This window comes from Kitasatospora sp. NPDC056731, assembly GCF_040687675.1.
GTDB lineage: Bacteria > Actinomycetota > Actinomycetes > Streptomycetales > Streptomycetaceae > Kitasatospora.
On record NZ_JBFBNR010000022.1, the window covers coordinates 82,472 to 100,399 of the forward strand.

Below are 17,928 nucleotides of genomic sequence, written 5' to 3' on the forward strand. Positions count from 1 at the left end.
CGGTTCTCGCTGCGCCGTGCCGCGGATCCTTCCAGGGCGGCACTCCGGAACCGGTCGATCACTGTCAGTTACAGTCTGCACTGCTTCGGTGATCAAGCAAAGGGGGAATGATGATCTTCGCGGCTCGCTCTCGGCATCGGCGCTGGGCTGGTGCTGTCGCCCTGGCGGTGACGTTGGCTGGCCCGCTGTCGGGCTGTAGCGGTTCAACTCCCCTGTCTGCGGACGGGGTTCCTCCAGCGGCCCGGCATCTCCAGGCATACGACCCGCCGACGTCATTCGACTTTGGCGACGGCAACGGCAACGGCAACGGCACGGGGGACGCACTCGACGAGGGCGTCCAGCCCTCGACATCAAGCCCCACACGGCAACGGCCGGCAATCTCGCTGAAGGACACGACCGCCTTCGTGACCACCGAGGACGGCATGAAAGCCGTCGACGCCGTCACCAGGAACACACTCTGGAGTGCGAGCAGCACCATCCCCGCTACGAAGAGCGGCTTCGGGTCCGAGAGGGCCGCGCCACTGCCCACCCGCTTCCACGGCATTGACGCCGTGCTCGTGGCGTTCTCCCGTTTCATCCCGGGCACGGGGACCGGCAGGGGCCGAAACGTGATCGAGGTACTGGCCGCCGACTCCACGACGGGCAAGACCGTCTGGACCGCTCAGGTCGACCTCGTGGAAACTCCTCTGGACAAGGAGGCTCTGAGCCGCGAAGAATCGCTGCGCGCAGACGGCATCAGGGCGGCCCAGGTGGTGGCCGTGGACGACCAGAGCGTGGTCGTGTCCGACGACGAGACGACCTATGTGGTCGACGCGGGATCCGGGCAGCTTCGATGGACCAGGGCGGATTTCCACGCGATGCAGCTTGTCGACGGCATCGTGGCCGGTGCCGAGGCTCCGACGTACGGCGAGCGTCAGCTCGCGGGCTACAGCGCATCAGACGGCAGTCCCCGGTGGTCGGCGGTCCACACGGAAAGCCACGCCGTCGCCTCCTTCGCCGGCCCCGGCCTGCTCGCGATGTCGGCTTCCGATGGGTTCGTCATCGTTGACGCCCGTACCGGAGCGGTCCGCGCCCACCCGGGGCCAGGGGCGTATGTGCACCACTGGCACTGTGACTTCGACGGAACGTCCGTCATCCTCTGCAACGACCAGCTGTTCAGCCAGACGCACTCGATCGCGGCCTTGGACGCGACGTCGATGCAATGGCTCTGGTCGATCACAGAGACGCCGGGAGGACGACTCGTGCCGACGGTCACCGCCGTGTGGCATGGAGCGGCGTACGGCCGGACAACAAACGGCAATGTCATCCTCGACGCCCGCACCGGTGCCGACCGGGCAACCCCGAAGCTGGCTCCCTTCCTCGTCAACGCCTACGTCGGCATCGAGGACCGAGGCCACAGCATGAGCCTGATGCGCTCCACGGGGTAGCGGTACGCAGTCCCAGCAGGCCGCCGACTCCATACAAGCGGACCGCACCCGCCACTACAAAACGGAAAGCCTTCGAGTGAGCCGATCACGGCTGGCCCACTCGAAGGCTTTCGTCAGTTACAACCGCTCCGGCGTACCGATGCCGAGGAGATCCATGCCCTGGCGGAGGGTCTGGCCGGTGAGCTGGCACAGCAGCAGTCGGGTCTCCATGACCTCGGGGCTGGGGGCCTTGAGGACGGGGCAGTGCTCGTAGAACGTGGTGTACGCGGCTGCGAGGCTGTGCAGGTAGGCGCAGAGGCGGTGGGGTTCGAAGGTTTCGGCGACGAGGTCGATGGTGGCGCCGAACTCGTCGAGGAGGAGTCCGAGGGCGCGTTCGGCCGGCTCCAGGGCGAGGTCCTGGTGGGCAGTCGAGGTGACGCCGTCGGGGGCCTTGCGCAGGATGGACTGGATGCGGGCGTAGGCGTACTGGAGGTAGGTGCCGGTGTCGCCGTTGAGGGAGACCATGCGGTCGGCGTCGAAGATGTAGTCGCGGGTGCGGGAGGTCGACAGGTCGGCGTACTTGACCGCGCCGATGCCGACCTGCTTGGCCCGGTCTTCGAGTTCCTCGGTGGCAAGCTGGGGGCTCTTCTCGGCGACGACGGTACGGGCCCGGTCGACGGCTTCGTCGAGGAGGTCCATGAGGCGGACGGTCTCGCCGGAGCGGGTCTTGAAGGGCTTGCCGTCCTTGCCGAGGACGGTGCCGAAGCCGAGGTGCAGGGCGCGGACGTTGTCGGGGAGCCAGCCTGCGCGGCGGGCGGTCTCGAAGACCATCTGGAAGTGCAGGGCCTGGCGGCTGTCGACGATGTAGAGGAGCTGGTTCGCACCGAGCATGCTGACGCGGTCGCGGATGGCGGCGAGGTCGGTGGTGGCGTAGCCGTAGCCACCATCGCTCTTCTGGACGATGAGCGGGGTCGGTTCGCCGTTGGGGCCCTTGATGTCATCGAAGAAGACGCACAAGGCTCCGTCCGAGCGCACCGCGACGCCGGAGGCTTCGAGGTCGGCGCACACGTCGGAAAGCATCGGGTTGTAGTAGCTCTCGCCGACCGCGTCGGCATCTTCGAGGAGGACACCGAGGCGGGCGTAGACGGCTTCGAAGTAGACCTTCGACTCGTCGACCATGCCCTGCCAGGAGGCGACGGTCTCGGCGTGGCCGGCCTGCAGCTCGACGACGCGCCGGCGGGCCCGGTCGGCGAAGTCGGCATCGCTGTCGAACTTGGCGCGCGACGCCTTGTACAGGCGGTTCAGCCGGGACATCGACGGCCCGGAGTCGTCCGACTCGGTGCCTTCGTCGAGCTCTGTGGGGTGCTCGATGAGGTACTGGATGAGCATGCCGAACTGGGTGCCCCAGTCCCCGAGGTGGTTGCGCCGGATGACCTTCTCGCCGGTGAACTCGAGGGCACGTACGAGCGCGTCCCCGATGATCGTGGAGCGCAGGTGGCCGACGTGCATCTCCTTGGCGATGTTCGGCTGGCTGTAGTCGATCACCGCGACGCCAGCCTCGGCGTTGCTGCCCACGCCGAGGCGGGCGTCGGCTGCGCGGGCGGCCAGGCGCTCGAGGATGGCGGCGTCGGTGACGGTGACGTTGATGAAGCCGGGCCCGGAGACCTCCAGGTTCGCGATCACCTGGTCAGAGCCGAGGTTCTCGAGCACGCGCGCGGCCACCTCGCGGGGGTTGGCCCGCAGCGGCTTGGCCAGGCTCATGATGCCGTTGGCCTGGAAGTCGGCGCGGTCACTTCGTCGCAGCTGGGGGTCGCTGTCCGCGGCGTCGGGGAACGCAGTGGAGATCGCCTGTGCGAAGCGCTCGCGCAGCGCGTCGGCGATGGAGAGGACCGTAGGCATAGATCGAAGGACCACTTCTGTGAGAGGGCGGATCCGCGGACGGGCGGCGGGAGTCGCACAGCGCCGCTCCGTCGAGCGGTCGGCGCCATCTGCCGAGTATCCCATGCCCCGCACAGCCCACGGCCCGATTATGGTCGCCGCGGAGCGAAGCCTGCACGTTCAAGACCCTTGGCCGTAGATCATCCTGAGTGATCATCAGCATCTCCCGCAGGCGCCTCCGCCTACGGGAGGCACGCGTTCCGCATCCCCCCTTGAGTCGAATCCGCAAATTCGATCGAACACAGCGTGATGGAGCGGCTACGGTGGCAAGCCTGCTGTGCGGCGCTCGGGAGGGGAGTGGGGTGAGCAGGCTGTCTGGGGGTGCGGGTGGTTCGCCGGGCGTCGCTGCGGCGATCCGGGCGGTGTTCGCCGGGGACGGTGGGGAGCATGCGCTCGATGATCCGCAGTTCGGTGACGTCACTGGTGCAGTGCGGCGGCTGCGCTACGAAGGGCGGGAGCTTGTGGCGAAGCTCCGGTCCCGGGCGGCGGCGCACGCGGAGCGCACCCTCGCTGCGGAAGCGGCGCGTCGTCTGGGTGCGCTCGCGGTGGACGGGTTCGGGCGCATCGAGGTGTGCGTTCCCGACCTGGTTCCGTTGGACGACCGTACAGCAGCTCTGGTGTCGCCCTACCTCGGCATCCCGGTCTCCGCCTCAACGGACGGCCTGGACGGCTTGTCGGCGGAGGAGATCGAGGATCTCCTCCTGGCGGTGCTGGGGCGCGGTGTGGAGGCGTCCGGGTGCATTCCGCGGAACATGTTCCGGCAGAGCGGCCGGACGGTCCTGATCGACTGGGAGGACGCGCTGCTCGTCCCGGCGGGCACCGCCGCCCCCGGTGCGCTGACCGTGATGAAGTGGGACATCGCGTGGTCCGACCTGGCCGGACACGATCTGGGGCTCAGAAGGCGCCTCACGGCGGGGAGCGACGACGAGCCCCCGCTGGACGGTTTCGAGTCCATACTCGCCGCCTGGCTGCCGGCCGGACTGGCCGCGCGGGAGGTGCGTCGCCGCGGCATCGAGTTGACGCTCGCGAGCGAACTACCCGCCGCGGGGCCGAAGTCCGCGAGTGCCGCCCGCCTGGGTCATCTCGCCGAGGACGTCCTGCCACCCGGTCTCGGCGTCTTCCACACAGTGCTGACCTCACGGCTGCGAGCAGACCAGGGCGAGGACGCCTATGCGGACCTCCTTCACCGCCTGGATGCCCTCACCGAAAACACCCTTGCCAGCGACGGCCGTGGCCTGGAGCGGTTACGCCGGCCGTGGGTTATCGCCCTGTTCTCCACGGCCGAACACCAGTTGGCCGCCGACCTCCAAACGCTCGAGCAACTGGTCGTACGCCTGGAGGAGCTGCAGGGCATCGACGGGTGGGATGCGGCGTGCGAGCGCGCCGAGATCGCCGAGGACGTCACCGCCCGCATTGCCCGGACCGCTCAAGCTCGCCTGGGACTTGACGGGTTGGAGCTCATCCTGCGCGGCTCGTGCGCACAGGGAGTCCTCGGACGCGGCAGCGACATCGACTTCGAGCTCAGCTCACCCGACCACCCTCACGGGCATCGGGCACTTGAGGATCTCGTGATCGAGGCGCTCGCCTGCCTCGGTCTTGTCGCCGAGGGCTCCGCTGCCCGGCCGACCGAGCGGGATGTCGTCAGCGCGGACGGGATGTTGAGCCGCGATCTCCACGAATGGTTCGAGCTGCGCCGGCCCGGCACGGACCATCACAGCCCCGGCTGGGTCGCCACCACCATCGCCGCCCCGTCCGCCACCATCATCACCTGCCCGAGCGAGTACGAGCGGCAAGGCCGCGAACTCACCGCCAAGTACCTGTGGTTCGAGTCCCGGGCGCTGCTGGCCCGGCTCGTGTTCACCCACGCCGCCGGTATGCCGCCTCCGGTGAAGCTGGTCCCCCAGCTGTCGTTCCTGCACGAGCTCGTTCCGGGTGACGAGGCCGCTGAGGTGGAAGCCCTGGTGCGCCTGGCGTTCGCTCTGCGGGAGGCGGCCGATCCCGCACTTCCGGCCACCGGCCTGGACGCGGAGCTGGAGCAGTTGGCCGACCGGCTGGACGCGCTGCGTCGCCGCCTCGGTCTTCCTGGCCCTCGAAACCTGTAATCCCGTTCCGCCCCGATCCGCGCCATCTCAACCCGAGAGGTCAACCGTGATCAGCGACGCGATTCCACTGTCCACCAGCAATGCCTCCCACGTCTCCTTCGCGGACGGCTACACCTTCCATGTCCGCGGGGGCCAGATCACCGCCCCGAACGGGCCGTGTCCGTGCGGCGGCCTGGAGCCGGTCCATCAGATCACCTCCTACCGGGAGGCGTACCCGCAGGCCCAGCTGTCGCTGACCGACGTCTGCAACATGGGCTGCACGTACTGCTCGTTCCGGGACCGGGTGCACGCCGACGGCAAGCCCGTCACCATCCCGCTGGAGACCGTGGTGCAGGGTCTTCGCACCCACCGCGAGCGGCTGGTCGAGGAGAACGCCCGGTACAGCCGGATCGACTTCGGCCTGGCCGGCGAGACCATGCTCGTGCGCCACATGCACGACACGGTCCAGGACTTGGTCGTCGAGAACCTCGCCCACTCGCCCGTCGCCGTGGTCTGGGCGGGGCCCATGGTCACCAACGCGACGCTGTCGATGACGACCGAGCTTGCCGAGCAGCTCGGCCCGCCCCAGGACATCAGCCTGGACGGGCCCAGGGACGTCCACGACCGGGTGCGCTTCTACACCGGTGGCCGCGGCGGCACGTACGACCACGTGCGTTCCGTGCTCGACCAGGTGCTGGCCCGCCACCCCGACATGGGGGTCTCGGCGGTCCTGACCGCGTACTGCACCGACTTCGTGGCGATCTTCCGCCACCTCTTCGAGGACGTCGGGGCCCGCAACATCTACATGAAGCCGGTCAACGCCACCCACGACAAGGATTACGCGCTCAACGCCGAGACCCTGCCGGCCTTCCGCCAGGGCTACGCCGACCTCGTCGAGCACATCCTCGCCCAGCCCCCGGAGGGCATCCTCGCCCGGCTACTGGCGCTGAACTCCGAGGACTTCTTCATGCGGTTCTTCTACCGGGTGAAGGACCGCGCGGCTCAGGTCTACCGGTGCGGGGCCGGCAAGAGCGGCACCTACCTGGACACCAACGGCAACCTGTACCCGTGCGCGCACTTCATCGGCAAGTCCGGCTGGCACATCGGCCACGCCTCCACGGGCGTCGAGGACTCCGAGCGCCGCAAGTACCTCGACCTGGTCGTCGACCAGCGGGACGAGTGCTCCTCCTGCCCGTCTCGGTACGTGTGTGGCGGCGGGTGCTACTACCAGGCGGTCCTCGTGAACGGCGATATCACCAAGCCTGACGGTGTGAAGTGTGACCTGATCCGGTTCCTGACCGACCTGTCGATCCGCCTCGTCGTCGCCCTGCGCGAGCAGCACCCGGAGGTGCTGGACGCCCTGCCCTCGCCGTACGGACTCACCACCGAGGCGCTCGCTTCATCCCCCGAAGCCGCCTACTGGCCGGCAGCCCGCCTCGCTTCCACGGCAGACGATCAGCCGATGTCCATCCCGCTCGCCGGACCGGGCAGGGTGCGAGGCGGACTGGCCAACCCTGTGGGACTCGCCGTCACGCTCACCCGAGGTGCCGAAGGACTCGCGGTGCGGCTGGAGTTGGGCAACATACCGGATGCCGTCCAGGCGGTCCGCGTCCGCCTGCAGCCGTTGGGCGAGGGCGTGTTCACCCTGCATGATCTCGCCGCCGGGCAGTGGCCCGGCGAGCGGTACCTGCGGTGCACCCGCGACGGCGCCCGGTGGCTCACACCTCCCACCGCCCGGTTCCGCCGTGTTCCGCATCCCGATCCCGTCTGGGAGGACGCCCACGACGTACGCCTCTCCTGGAAGGCCGATCACCTGGAGCTCCTGCTGCCGCTTCCCGAACCGGCCGGTTCCGGCGAGGGGCTTGGTGTGAACGTGTTCGCGGACTTCACGGACGGCGGGTGGACGGCCTTGACGCTGCACGAGCCGTTCGCGGCCCTGGCCCCCGACGCGAAGGGTCAGCTTCGCCTGTCCGGACCGGAGGCACCCGGGCGACCGACCGCAGATGGAGTCAACGGCCGTATGCCCGTTGAGCTCACGCCGCTCGGTCGCTGGGCCGGGCTCCAGGGCAACACCTGCTGACGGGAGGCGAGATGCGTATTCTTCTGGTCACCCACCGGTTCGCGGGAGAGGAGGCCGGCGGGACGGAGATCCTGGCCGACGATCTCGCCCGGGCCCTGATGGCGCGAGGCTTGGACGTCGCGTGGCTGGCGGCCGGCGACCCGCCGTCGCCGCAGCGACGCACCGCGGCCGAGTACATCAGCGTGCCCGCGGTCTTCGCACGCGACTACCCGGCCGGTTGGCACGTCCAGGACGCCCAGCAGGCAGCGCGCATCGAGCAGTTGCTCGCCTCACGACCTGCCGTCGATCTCGTCCACGTGCTGCACTTCAGTCGCATTGGCCTGGCGTTCCTCGACACCGCGCCGCTGCGGAACGTGCCGGTCATCGCGACGCTGACCGACTACACCGCCGTCTGTCCCGACCACCAGCTCCTCGTGCGCTCCACCGGTGGCCAGTGCACCAGTACCGCGCCCTCGACCGGCTGCTTGGGATGCCTGGGTGCACCAACTGCGGCGGCTGGGGACGTGGAGTCGTGGCGGGCCCGCAATGTCGTGTGGCTGAACAGGCGGGTGCGGGCGCTGTGGACGCAGACGCCGCACCAGGCTGTGGAGCTCGCGCAGGCCGGCGTCACGGTGGACAAGATGGTCCGGGACCGAGCCTGCTACGGGCTGCCCGCCAGCTGGCAGTCGCTGGCCGAAAGTGGAGGCGGCGAGTACCTGCTGTTCCTGGGCCGGTGCTCACCCGAGAAGGGCCTCCACATCCTGCTCGACGCCCTCGCGGACAGCCCGACCCCGCTGCCGCTCCTGGTCGCGACCGTGCCGGATGACGCCGCTTACGAGGAGCGGATGCGCCTGGTCACCGCAGCGGATCGGCGGGTGCGCTGGCTTCCGCCGCTCTCCCGCTCCGACGTAGGGCCGGTGATAGCCGGCGCCCGGGCGCTGTTGGTGCCCTCGCAGTGGTGGGAGAACCATCCGATCGTGGCGCACGAGGCCCGGGCCCTGGGCGTGCCGGTGTGGTCCTCGGCGGTGCCGTCCATGCGCCACCTCGCGGACGACGAGGGCGTCCACCTCGTCGAGCAGTACGCCGCCCCGGCTTCGTGGAGACAGGCGATCGATGCCGCGGCCGGATATCAGGAGCCGCGGGTGCCGTCGTTCGGCCGTCGGACGTCGGCGTTCGAGGCGTTCGTCGACGAGATGGTCTCCGTCTACAGGAAGGAGGTGACCAGGTGATGCCCGAGCAGGTGCGGCCGATCGAGGTGCCGGAGCGCTTTCGGAAGTTCCTCGTCACGGACGACTTCGACCGCTACGGGCTCGAACCGGGCCGGCCGACGCCAACTCCCCAGTACCTGCAGGTGGAACTCACCGACCTGTGCAACCTCGCCTGCGCCGGGTGCGTGCGGGCGGTACACGACAGTAGCGGCGGGCATCTGCCGCTGGACGCCTTCGTCACGCTGCTCGAGCAGCTGCCCGATCTCGGGCACGTCTCCTTCGTCGGCGCCGGTGAGGCGCTGATCGCCCGCGACTTCGCCTCCTTCGTCCAGGCGTGCACCGACCGGTCCGTGTTCACTTCGACGAACACCAACGGCCTGCTCGTGCGCCGTCGTCTCCAGCCGGTCCTCGATGCCGGACTGGGCCTGCTCGCCATCAGCGTCGACGGCGCCGACGATGCCACGCTCGGGCGGATGCGCTCCGGCCTGCGCCGATCCCAGCTGTCCACCGCGCTGCGGGAAGCTGCGGAGATGACGCGACAGCGCGACACCGCACTGTCGGCCGCGGTGACGCTCTCCACCGCGAACCTCGACCGGTTCCCGGCGATCGTCGACTTCGTCGCGGACCACGGCGTCACGCGGATCAGTGTGGAGAGCCTGCACCACTGGGGCGAGGACAAGGCCCTCAACGCCGAGTCCCTGTTCGCCGCTGCGCCCTCGCAGGTCGTGCGGCACCTGGAGGCCGGCCTCGCCCGCGCCGACGAGCTGGGGCTGCAGCTGTCGATCTTCGACTACTCCCGGCTGGCCTCCCCGTCTGCCGCGAAGGCCGTGTGCCCGTGGCCATGGGACGCCAGCTACATCACCAAGGACGGCGACGTCACGCCGTGCTGCATCCACATGGAGTCCGCACCCGGAAACGTGCTCGGCAACATCCACCAGGCGCCGATGGCCGAGATCTGGACATCGAAGCCGTACTGGGCTCTGCGGGACTCCTTCCTCTCCCAGGGCCCTGCCTGGTCCTCGTGCGAAGACTGCGTGTACCGAATGGAGTTCGGACGTGTCTGACACCCATCCGCCCGCCCTCCTGGGCAACCGGCCGCCCGAGGACAGCCGGCGGCTGCTGCACCGGGCGGTCGACCTCGGCCTCGACTTCACCTCCGGAGCCTTGCGCGACGACCTCGTCCTGCGGCATGCGACGGTCAGCGAGCTCATCGACCGCTTCGCCGACCCACTCCCCGCGGCCGGCGAGAACGACGAGCAGCTGCTGGAGGCGCTGACCGAGATCGCCAGGTGGTCGATCTCCCAGGCAGACCCGCGCTATCTCGCGTTCCCCGACACCGGCGACAGCATCGCCGCGCTCGCGGCCGACATCGTCGCGTCCTTCCTCAACCAGAACCTGATCGCCTTCGACCGCAGCGCTCCCGCCGCCAGCGTGATCGAGGCCCAGCTGATCACCTGGCTGCGGGAACTCATCGGCTACCCGGTCACGCCTCTGGCCGACTACCAGGGACTCGCCTCGCTCGGCGGCATGTGGACCTCCGGCGGCAACATGAGCAACCACATCGCCATCGCCGCCGCCCTCGCCCACACCTACCCCGAGATCCGCACGACCGGCCTGCGGGCGCTGCCCGAGCAGCCGGTGATCCTGCTGGCCGGCGGAGTCGAGCACTTCTCCTACCTCGCCGCCGCCCAGGCCCTCGGCCTCGGCGCCGACGGACTGCTGTGGGCGGACGCCACCCCGGACTTCACCAGCGACCCTGCCTCCGTCGCTCGACTGCTGGCCTCGCCGCCGCCAGGAAAGCGGATCTTCATGGTCGTCGGCGTCGCCGGTAACTGCCGCACCACCGGCATTGACGACCTGCAGGCCCTCGCCGACCTCAGCGAGCAGCACGGTGTGTGGTTCCACGTGGACGCCTGCCACGGAGGCAGCCTGCTCTTCTCCGAGAAGCTCAGGGTCCGGCTCGCCGGCATCGAGCACGCCGACTCGGTCGCTCTCGACCCGCACAAAGGCCTGTTCGTCAGCTACCCCTCCAGCTACGTTCTCTTCCGCAACCCCGCCGCGCTCGGCCGATTCGCCCGCTACCCGGACCGCGCCCACGATCCCGGCTGCCTCGACCTCGGACTGATCACCCCGTTCTACGGCTCCCGCGGCTTCGAATCCCTCAAGCTCTGGGCGCTGATCAAGCATCAAGGCGTCTACGGCATCGGCCGACTCGTCGAAGACCGCCAGGCGACCTTCCAGAAGATGGTCGACCTTCTCGAGCGCACCGGATGCTTCCGGATGCTCGGTACCTCCGACTTCTACCGGTGCGCCTTCGTCTTCCTCCCCGCCCCGGTCGCCGAAGCCCTCGACCAGGGCACCCTGACGGCCGCGCACCACGCCGCGGTGCGCGACCTCATCTCCCGCTACACCGCCGCCTTCGCCGACCGCCTGTACCGCGCGGGCACGGTCGTCTTCGACCTGTTCTCGTTGCAGGATCTCGCCGACCGGATCGGCCTCGGGAGCAGCGCCAAGTACCAGGTCATGGGTATGTGCGTGGGCCACCCACATATCCCCGCTGAGGTCGAGCACGGCATCGAGCGGGCCATCACCGAAACTGCCCACGGGCTCACGGATCGCATGCTGGAAGACCTCCGCGCCCTGCTCACGTCCACGAACCTGGCCGACAGCACCGCTGGGCCTGACGTGACCGGGCCGGCGGGCTGGTGACCGCCGTGACCTATCCACCCGCGTTCACGATCGCCTACCTCGTCCACAACGACGTCGAACTCCTGCGCCGCACCATCCCCACCACCCTGGACGCCCTGACCCGCGGCACCCGCCACCCGTACGACCTGGTCCTCGTCATGGACGGCGCAGAAAGCGCGCCAGCCGACGAGATCGTCGAACTCGCCTATAGCACCTGGGGGTTCGACGAGGTACGACTGCGCTGGCGCACTCGCCACCGGGCCTCCGGTGACCAGGCGAACAACATCCACACCCACTTCGTCAGCGACAAGAGCCGCTTCCTGATCACCATCGAAGGCGACGTCGTCGCCTTCCGCGACCCGGACGCCACCGATGTCCTCGCCGAGATCGCCGAAACGTTCGACCAGTGCCCCCAGCTCGCTCTCGCCCAGCGCATCGACGACCACGGCTGCTGGCAGTGGAAGCTCGAGGAGGTCGGCCCGCCGCTGAGCGACCGAGCCCGCTCCGTGAACCGCGTCTCCTCACACTTCCTGATCTACGACACCCAGCGGGCCCGCCCCATCATGGCCGCGGCCGGCGGCATCCCCGGCGACCGGTTCCACGACGACGGACAGCACTGGATGAACTACGAGGACTGGCTCTCCCGCACCTTCGCCCAGCCCTCCGGACCCGGCATCGGTTACCTGCACCGCCTCCCGCTCCGGGTCTTCCACTGCGACGAGAAGATCGCCCCCGGTTCCGCCCACTACCGCCGTGACATCGCCACCCGCCTGCGTGTCTTCGCCGAACGCGAGCACGCTGTGAAGGAGGAACTCGGTGCCTGACCACCGTCTCGTCCCCTCGCCCGTGTTCCTCCTCTCCCCGATCCGCTCCGGGTCGACCCTGCTGCGCTGCCTGCTCGGCTCCCACCCCGACGTCCACGCCCCGCACGAACTCCACCTCGCCGGCTACACCGTGGCCGTCGACGACGAGTTCACCGGCCTGTCCATGCGCACCCTCGGCCTCGACCACACCGACCTTGAGCACCTGCTCTGGGACCGCCTGCTCCACCGCCAACTCACCGAGGCCGGCAAGACCGTGCTCGTCGAGAAGTCCCCAGGCAACGTCTTCATCTGGCAACGCCTCGCCGCCTGCTGGCCCCAGGCCCGCTACATCGTCCTGCGCCGCCACCCCGTTGCCATCGCCGACTCCATCCGCCGCGCCGGCGACACCAACGACCTCGCCAAAGCCGCCGTCACCGTCGACAAGTTCGCCACCGCCCTCGACGAAGCCGCCGCCAACCTGCCCGGCGCCGTCCACGTCACCTACGAGCAGCTCACCACCGACCCGGAAGCCACCTGCAAGGCCCTGTGCGAGCACATCGGCATCTCCTGGGATCCGAGCATGCTCGACTACGGCCGCCACGACCACGGCCCCTTCGTCTACGGCATCGGCGACTGGTCATCACAGATCGCCTCCGGCCGCATCCAGGCCGCCACCCCACCGCCCGCTGGCCCAGACGTCCCGCCGCTCCTCAACTCCTGGTGCCAGAAGTGGGGCTACGCCCCGTGAACCAGCCGCGATCATCAACCGTCTTCTGGCTCGCCGGACTGCCCGCCTCCGGCAAGACCACCCTCGCCCGCCACCTCCTCGACTACCTCCGCTCCGAGCACGGCGCGGACTGCGGGCTCTACGACGCGGACGTCGAACGCGCCATCGGCGTCCTGCGAGATCTCGGCTGGTCACCCTCCGACCGCATCGCCACGATCCACGCCCTCGCGCACGCCGCCAACCGGCACCAGGTCGGCATCGTCACCCTGGTGACCTCCACCGAGGCGGAGCGCCGGCTCGCCGCAGACCTCCTCGGAGAACACCTCCACCTCATCCACGTCCACGCACCCGAACCGGTGCGCCACGCCCGCGACGCCCTCCGCACCGTCCACGCCTACCGGACCAATCCGGCACCGGACGCGCCGGAACTGTCCTGGTCCGACCCCGAACAGCCCGCGCTGGCGCTGGACACCACAGCCTCGCTCAGCACCACTTTGGACACCCTGTGCACGTTCGCCGCCATCACGCTCGCGAACGCCGCTTCCCCATAGGCGTTGGTCAGGCAGCAGTCGGGAGATGCGGCATCGATCCGGCTCGTACGGGTGCCACCGGCTGGCCGTCGTGCGAGGCGGCCCCATGCCCGCTGCGACCGCTCCTGGCCTTCTCCGCCACCGCGATGAACGCCAGCTCGGAGAAGAAGAAACCGCCCAGCTGGTCCGCCTCGCACACCGAGGTGTACCAAGCCTCGACCTCTTCAGGGGCGACCGCGCCACGACCGTGCCTGGCGGCGGACAGCAGAGCCTTCCGAATCTGGTCAACCCGATCCTTCGCATGCCCCGTGAACTCGGTCGACCACGCCAGCAACGGCTCGACGCCGACGAGCTCCAGCGGGCTGCGGGCGAGGAGCAATCCGAGCTTGCGGCCAATCCTGCCGTCCGCGTGATCCATCCAGCTCTGCGCATCGTCCGCGAACGCGTGGCACACCCGCCGGTCGAGATCGGCGTCCGCGCCCGCGATGACCATCGAGTCGAAGTCGACGTGCGCGAGGACCGCACGCCTGCCAGGCCGAAGGACTCGTGCCACCTCGGCCAGCATCTCCTGCGGGTTCGGCAGGCACTCGATGGTGTTGTACGACAGGACGACGTCCACGCTCGCGTCGGAGCACGGGAGAGGATCACGCAGATCAGCGACGATCGTCGCCGTCGACCCCTTGTGGCCTGCCAGAGCCTCGTGGAGCTGGCGCAGCGACTCCGCCGAACGGTCGATCCCTACGAGGGAAGCCTGCGGCGCTATCCGGCTGACAGCCCGCAGCGTCGGTCCCGTACCGCAACCGAGATCAACAACAACCTGGTCGGGATCTTGCGGGCCAGCAAGCTCCGCAAGGCGCACATGGATCGGCTCGGCACTGTCGGACACGGCACTGCCCTCCTTCCCGTCCGCGCCAGAGCCCGAGATAGCGGCACCAATAGTTCGGGTTTGCACCATATGACAGAGTCCGGGATGTCTCATCCCGAGAAGGGAACCCACCATCCGCGGACCGCCCCTTCGAGCCGCCCGTCCACGCCGGCCCCAGACTGGGGCCGGAACGAGCATTCCAGCGGCCCCGGGGCCGCGTCCGGCGCGCGCCTCAAGCGCTTCACCGCCCCCCCCGGAGCCATCCGGTGCAGCCGCCTGGCAGCTCCCAGTCCGGCGCCCCGGCGCGGCCGAGGCCGCCGCAGCGCATTCCCGTCCGACCGGCTGCTCGATAGACGCGAAAAACTCCCCAAGGATCCGGCACGCCGAATGACTGCTGCGCACCAGAAGTCCGACGCTCCGCGCGCAGGATCTCGGGAGGTCACCGAACTACAGCGCTCATTGTTCGACGCTCATAAAATCGCGCCGTCGCACCGCAAGAAGAAGCCGCCGAATTCGCCAACCCGCCCCTTTGTCCGCTTTCCAAGGGGATCGCCGCAGCTCACGGGCACAGGTGGTCGCAAAGTTCGCTTCCTCCGCGCCATGATCCGCTCCCTGCCGCGCCAGGGCGCCACGGCGTGATGCTTGCGGCAGTCCGATCACACAAGGAGTCGATTCCCGTGAGCCTGCCCGATCCCCAGCGCGGACGCGTCTACCGGCGCTGCGGCTGCCGCGACGCCGCCGGACGCCAGTACGGCGCCCGCTGCCCAATGCTGAACACCCAGTCCGAACACGGCCGTTGGGCCTACGCCGTCGACCTGCCCAGCACCTCCGGCAAGCGCGAGACCCGCCGCCGCAGCGGCTTCTCCGACGAGAACGCGGCTCTGACCGCCTTGCAGCGATTTCTGGCGGCAGAGCGCACCGGCATCGCACTGGACGAGACCCTGACCGTCGCCGAGTACCTGACCGAGTGGCTGCTCTCCAAGCAGGACGTCCTCAAGGCCACCACCTACGCCGGCTACCACCGCCACGTCCACCACGACCTCATACCCGCCTTCGGCCCCCTGCCCCTGAACGCCCTACGCGACCGACACGTCACCACCTGGTCCCGCAAACAGCTGGCCGCCGACCGCGGACGCCCCACCGTCCACCGCTGCTGCACCATCCTCTCCAGCGCCATGAACGCCGCCGTCAGCGCCGACCTGCTGGCCCGCAACCCCGCCCGCAACGCCGCGCTCAAGCGTCCCGCCGCACCCGAGCGCCGATGCTGGACACCGCAGCAGGCATCCGCCTTCCTCCACCACAACGCCGAGACCTACAACGACGTCTACGCCGACATCTTCGAGGTCATCCTCGGCACCGGAATGCGCCGCGGCGAGGTCCTCGGTCTGCACTGGCCCGAAGTCCACTTTCGCCAGCGCGTCCTGTTCGTACGCTGGACCCTCGCATCGATCAACAACGCCCGCCTGCACCTGCAAGCACCCAAGACCCGCGCCAGCCGCAACTGGGTCAGCCTCTCCCCCCGCGTCACGGCCGCACTGCGCCGCCAGGCCACCCGCCATCGCGGCATGCATCCCGACCAGCCCCGCCTGAACGGCATGGTCTTCACCCGCCCGGACGGCAAGCCCGTCAGCCCCGAACGGCTCCTGCACACCCTGCGCCAACGCTCAGCCGAGATCGGCCTGCCCAAGATCGGCCTTCACGACCTGCGCCACACCGCCGCCACCATCATGATCAGCTCCCAGGTGCCGCTCGCCGTCGTCTCCAAGACCCTGCGGCACTCCACCCTGGCCACCACCGTCAACATCTACGGCCACCTGCTCCCCCAGGCCGCCCGAGAAGCCGTCGCTGCTCTCGCCGACGCGCTCGACTGGGCAGACCTTCCACGCGAGATCAACTGACACTGCGCCAGTAGTCGCGATCACCCTGGACTCACCCCGGCCACAAACCGCCAGGTCAGAGAAACGGACGCGACCACCCTGCGACCACACGACCCCCAGAAACGACTGAGAGCGGGTGCTTGGCTTCCCAAGTACCCGCTCTCACAACCGACTTCACAGTCGGGACGACAGGATTTGAACCTGCGACCCCTTGACCCCCAGTCAAGTGCGCTACCAAGCTGCGCCACGTCCCGTGGTCTCGGTGCCTGCAGCGGGGCCTGGGGGGCTTTGCTGTGGGCTTCTCGACCTTGTCTCCGGTTGTCCCGGCGACGTGGAAAACAATACAGCACGTCGGGGGGTGCTCGCTGCCAGGTTTGGGGGGCGGGGCGGGTCAGGGGGTGGGGTGGCGGGCGTCGTAGGTGAGGAAGGCGGGGCGGCGGGCGGCGAGGAGGACGACGGCGGCGACGCAGGCGAGGCCGCCGGTGATCACGGAGGTGGCGGGGTTGGTGAGGGCGGCGACGGCGCCGGACTCGAAGTCGCCGAGGCGGGGGCCGCCGGCGACGACGACGATGAAGATGCCCTGGAGGCGTCCGCGCATCTCGTCGGGGGCGGCGACCTGCATCATCGTGTTGCGGAAGATCATGCTGACGGTGTCGGCGCAGCCGGCGACCGCGAGCAGGAGGAGGCCGAGCCAGAGGTTGTGGAGGGCGCCGAAGGCGGCGATGGCGAGGCCCCAGGCGGCGACGGCGACGAGGACGGCGACGCCCTGGCGGTGGATGCGGCCGACCCAGCCGGAGAAGAGGGCTCCGGTGAGGGCGCCGACGGCGGGGGCGGCGACCAGGAGGCCGACGGTGCGGGCGTCGCCGCCGTAGAAGGTGACCGCGATGGCGGGGAAGAGGGCGCGCGGCATGCCGAAGATCATCGCGGCCAGGTCGGCGAGGAAGCTGGTGCGCAGGTTGGGCTGCTCGCGCAGGAAGCGGAGGCCGTCGAGGACGGAGGCGCGGCCCTTGCGGTCGCCGAGCGGGCGCATGGCGGGCAGGCGCCACATCGCGTAGAGGGTGCCGGCGAAGGCGACGGTGTCGACCAGGTAGGCGGCTTGGGTGCCGTAGGCGCCGATGAGGACGCCGCCGAGCATGGGTCCGACGGTGAGGCCGAGGTTCATGCTGACGGTGTTCAGCGCGTTCGCCGCGGGGAGCTGGTGGCTGGGGACCAGCCGGGGGATCATCGCGGAGCGGGCGGGTGAGCTGAGGGCGAAGAAGCCGGCCTGGGCGGCGACGGCGGCGTAGAGGACGGCGACCTGGCCGAGGCCGGCCAGTGCCTGCACGGCGAGGACGGCGGAGACGGCGGCGAGCCCGGCCGAACCGATCAGGCCGAGCTTGCGCCGGTCGACGGTGTCGGCGATCGCGCCGCCGTACAGGCCGAAGGCGACGATCGGGAAGAAGGAGAAGAGGCCGACCAGGCCGGTCGCGAAGGCGGAGCCGGTCTCGTCGTAGACCTGGACGGAGACGGCGACGGCCGTCATCTGCTGGCCTATGGAGGAGACCGCCTGCCCGAACCAGACCCGGCGGTAGTCGGGGTGGTCGCGCAGTGGGCTGAGGTCGGCGAAGGCCCGCCGGTACCAGGGGAGGGTCTCGGTTCCGGCCGACGGAGCGGAGACGTCGGAGGGCGGCTCCTCCGCCGGAACAGGGGCAGGCGCCGAGGCAGGGGCAGCCGTCGGGGCGGGATCGGACGCCGGGGCGGGATTGG

13 protein-coding genes and 1 tRNA gene are annotated in these 17,928 nt (G+C 69.6%); 10 read left to right on the plus strand and 4 right to left on the minus strand.

Annotated features, from left to right (window positions below):
* Positions 1 to 107: 107 nt before the first annotated feature.
* Entirely contained in the window at positions 108 to 1,427 is a 1,320-nt protein-coding gene (locus AB0R04_RS23165) for a PQQ-binding-like beta-propeller repeat protein (RefSeq protein ID WP_363374139.1), read from the plus strand.
* A 117-nt stretch (positions 1,428 to 1,544) separates the two neighbouring features.
* Here the strand turns inward: AB0R04_RS23165 and argS are convergent, their stop codons facing one another.
* Complete coding sequence (gene argS, locus AB0R04_RS23170; RefSeq protein ID WP_363374142.1) at positions 1,545 to 3,305, minus strand: arginine--tRNA ligase; 1,761 nt, start codon at positions 3,303 to 3,305, stop codon at positions 1,545 to 1,547.
* A gap of 302 nt (positions 3,306 to 3,607) precedes the next feature.
* On the opposite strand from argS, the gene AB0R04_RS23175 reads away from it, so the two are divergent.
* The 8 genes from AB0R04_RS23175 to AB0R04_RS23210 are packed head-to-tail and all read left to right on the plus strand — an operon-like array spanning position 3,608 to position 13,461.
* Entirely contained in the window at positions 3,608 to 5,446 is a 1,839-nt protein-coding gene (locus tag AB0R04_RS23175) for a hypothetical protein (RefSeq protein WP_363374145.1), read from the plus strand.
* A 46-nt stretch (positions 5,447 to 5,492) separates the two neighbouring features.
* Complete coding sequence (locus AB0R04_RS23180) at positions 5,493 to 7,505, plus strand: SPASM domain-containing protein (protein ID WP_363374148.1); 2,013 nt, start codon at positions 5,493 to 5,495, stop codon at positions 7,503 to 7,505.
* A gap of 11 nt (positions 7,506 to 7,516) precedes the next feature.
* Complete coding sequence (locus AB0R04_RS23185; RefSeq protein ID WP_363374151.1) at positions 7,517 to 8,713, plus strand: glycosyltransferase; 1,197 nt, start codon at positions 7,517 to 7,519, stop codon at positions 8,711 to 8,713.
* Positions 8,713 to 9,756, plus strand: a complete 1,044-nt coding sequence (locus AB0R04_RS23190; RefSeq protein WP_363374153.1) for a radical SAM protein — start codon at positions 8,713 to 8,715, stop codon at positions 9,754 to 9,756. Before AB0R04_RS23185 ends, AB0R04_RS23190 begins: the two co-directional genes overlap by 1 nt.
* The gene (locus tag AB0R04_RS23195) at positions 9,749 to 11,401 is read left to right on the plus strand and encodes a pyridoxal-dependent decarboxylase (RefSeq protein WP_363374156.1); all 1,653 of its coding nucleotides are present in this window, start codon (positions 9,749 to 9,751) and stop codon (positions 11,399 to 11,401) included. Before AB0R04_RS23190 ends, AB0R04_RS23195 begins: the two co-directional genes overlap by 8 nt.
* Before the next feature lie 5 nt (positions 11,402 to 11,406).
* Complete coding sequence (locus AB0R04_RS23200; protein ID WP_363374159.1) at positions 11,407 to 12,204, plus strand: hypothetical protein; 798 nt, start codon at positions 11,407 to 11,409, stop codon at positions 12,202 to 12,204.
* Positions 12,197 to 12,931: a sulfotransferase gene (locus tag AB0R04_RS23205; protein WP_363374161.1), complete on the plus strand. Its 735-nt coding sequence runs from the start codon at positions 12,197 to 12,199 to the stop codon at positions 12,929 to 12,931. The genes AB0R04_RS23200 and AB0R04_RS23205 overlap by 8 nt, the downstream gene beginning before the upstream one ends.
* Positions 12,928 to 13,461 (plus strand): adenylyl-sulfate kinase, encoded by a 534-nt coding sequence (locus tag AB0R04_RS23210; protein ID WP_363374164.1) that lies wholly within the window; start codon positions 12,928 to 12,930, stop codon positions 13,459 to 13,461. Before AB0R04_RS23205 ends, AB0R04_RS23210 begins: the two co-directional genes overlap by 4 nt.
* Before the next feature lie 7 nt (positions 13,462 to 13,468).
* Here the strand turns inward: AB0R04_RS23210 and AB0R04_RS23215 are convergent, their stop codons facing one another.
* Positions 13,469 to 14,326: a methyltransferase domain-containing protein gene (locus AB0R04_RS23215; protein ID WP_363374167.1), complete on the minus strand. Its 858-nt coding sequence runs from the start codon at positions 14,324 to 14,326 to the stop codon at positions 13,469 to 13,471.
* 656 nt (positions 14,327 to 14,982) lie between these two features.
* Here AB0R04_RS23215 and AB0R04_RS23220 point away from each other — a divergent pair.
* The gene (locus AB0R04_RS23220) at positions 14,983 to 16,203 is read left to right on the plus strand and encodes a tyrosine-type recombinase/integrase (protein ID WP_363374169.1); all 1,221 of its coding nucleotides are present in this window, start codon (positions 14,983 to 14,985) and stop codon (positions 16,201 to 16,203) included.
* A gap of 159 nt (positions 16,204 to 16,362) precedes the next feature.
* On the opposite strand, the gene AB0R04_RS23225 is transcribed toward AB0R04_RS23220, so the two are convergent.
* Positions 16,363 to 16,436, minus strand: a tRNA-Pro gene (locus AB0R04_RS23225).
* A 137-nt stretch (positions 16,437 to 16,573) separates the two neighbouring features.
* Positions 16,574 to 17,770: an MFS transporter gene (locus AB0R04_RS23230; protein WP_363374227.1), complete on the minus strand. Its 1,197-nt coding sequence runs from the start codon at positions 17,768 to 17,770 to the stop codon at positions 16,574 to 16,576.
* Positions 17,771 to 17,928: the final 158 nt, after the last annotated feature.

Bases quoted from the DNA above. Each gene is read 5' to 3' on its own strand.
- AB0R04_RS23165 (WP_363374139.1), top strand. From the start codon at position 108: ATGATGATCTTCGCGGCTCGCTCTCGGCATCGGCGCTGGGCTGGTGCT.
- argS (WP_363374142.1), bottom strand. From the start codon at position 3,305: ATGCCTACGGTCCTCTCCATCGCCGACGCGCTGCGCGAGCGCTTCGCA.
- AB0R04_RS23185 (WP_363374151.1), top strand. From the start codon at position 7,517: ATGCGTATTCTTCTGGTCACCCACCGGTTCGCGGGAGAGGAGGCCGGC.
- AB0R04_RS23190 (WP_363374153.1), top strand. From the start codon at position 8,713: ATGCCCGAGCAGGTGCGGCCGATCGAGGTGCCGGAGCGCTTTCGGAAG.